Source organism: Actinomadura soli (assembly GCF_005889715.1).
Classification (GTDB): Bacteria; Actinomycetota; Actinomycetes; order Streptosporangiales; family Streptosporangiaceae; genus Spirillospora; species Spirillospora soli.
Map to the genome: position 1 here is coordinate 1 of NZ_VCKW01000542.1, position 1,758 is coordinate 1,758.

The 1,758-nt window shown below is 72.4% G+C and carries 1 protein-coding gene; it reads right to left on the reverse strand.

The window, feature by feature from the left end:
* Nucleotides 1-382: 382 nt before the first annotated feature.
* Complete coding sequence (gene rocD, locus ETD83_RS41675; protein ID WP_329603081.1) at nucleotides 383-1,666, reverse strand: ornithine--oxo-acid transaminase; 1,284 nt, start codon at nucleotides 1,664-1,666, stop codon at nucleotides 383-385.
* Nucleotides 1,667-1,758: the final 92 nt, after the last annotated feature.

Sequence of the window (1,758 nt, forward strand, 5' to 3'; positions counted from 1 at the left end):
CGCCCCGCCCGGGCAGCGCCCCGGCGATGCGCCGCACGTCCCCGTCGTAGTTGCGCTGCAGCAGGTAGAGGCCGCTCCCGACGAGCAGCAGGAGGCCCAGCGCCACCGCACCGCACCCGATGATGACCTGGCGCCTACTCCTGTTCCGCAGCATCCGCCCACCCTGCACCCCAAGCCAGCGCCACCGCCCACGCCAGACGGACCGAAGGGCGAGCCTTGGACGAGATTGGGGTTTGCTATGACCAAGAAGCCGGCAGCCGCACCGTCCTGGCGGGGACCTAAGCCGGGGTCACGGGTCGTGCGGCCGGAGGCGCTCAGCGCCGGAGGTCGCACGGCCCGCCGAGCCGGTCGACCGCAGCGCCGCGATCACAAACCCGCACGGTCACAACACACCCGCACCGTGGCGTGAGGATCGACCGGCTCGCGACGGGGGTTCCAGGGGGTCGCCCCCCTGGGTGGACAGCGCTATTTCCAGTTGGTCGAGGGCCCAGTCGAGGTCTTCGCGCTCGATGGTCAGGGGCGGGGCGAGGCGGAGGGTGGTCTCGTGTGTCTCCTTGACGAGGACGCCGAGGTCCATCAGGCGCTCGCTGACCGGGCGGGCCTTGCCGTGGAGCTCGACGCCCGCCCACAGGCCGCGGCCGCGGACCTCGTGGGCGACGTCGCCGGGCAGCCGGGCGAGGCGCTCGTGCATGTGCGCGCCGAGCGTCCTGGAACGTTCCTGGTACTCGCCCGTCTTCAGCATCGCGACGACCTCGCGGCCGATGGCGCAGGCGAGCGGGTTGCCGCCGAACGTGGAGCCGTGCTGGCCCGGCCGGAAGACGCCCAGGACGTCGGCGTCCGCGACGACGGCGGAGACCGGCATGATCCCGCCGCCGAGGGCCTTGCCGAGGATGTAGACGTCGGGGACGACGTCCTCGTGCTCGCAGGCGAAGGTGGCGCCGGTGCGGCCGAGGCCCGACTGGATCTCGTCCGCGATCATCAGGGTGCCGTTGGCGGCGCACAGGTCCCGCACCGCGCGCAGGAACCCGCTCGGCGGGACGTTCACGCCCGCCTCGCCCTGGATCGGCTCGATCAGCACGCCGACGGTCGAGCCGTCCATCGCGGCCTTCAGCGCGTCGACGTCCCCGTACGGGACGGTGCGGAAGCCGGGCGTGTAGGGGCCGTAGGAGTCCTTGGCGTCGGCGTCGGTGGAGAAGCTGACGATCGTGGTGGTGCGGCCGTGGAAGTTCCCCTCGAACGTGATGATGTTCGCCTGGTCCGCGGGGACGCCCTTGACCTCGTAGCCCCACTTGCGCGCGGTCTTCAGGGCCGTCTCGACGCCCTCGGCGCCGCTGTTCATCGGCAGCACCATGTCCTTGCCGCACAGCTCGGCGAGCTCGGTGACGAACGGCCCGAAGTTGTCGTGGTCGAACGCGCGGCTCACCAGCGTGACGCGGTCCATCTGCCGTTTCGCGGCCGCGGTGAGGCGCGGGTTGCGGTGCCCGAAGTTGACCGCGGAGTAGGCGGCCAGCATGTCGAGGTAGCGGCGCCCCTCGACGTCGGTGATCCAGACGCCCTCGGCCTCGGCGACCACGATGGGGAGCGGATGGTAGTTGTGCGCGCTGTGCTCGTCGGACAGCGCCCGCAGCTCAGCGGACCTCGCGGGCAGCTTCTGGGTCGGTGTCACGACGCTCCTTCACGGCTCGGCCCGGCCGGTCGGGGCCCGGGCACGGCTGGCACACCGGACGGCGGTCCGGTGCCTGGGGGAGGGGGCCGGGC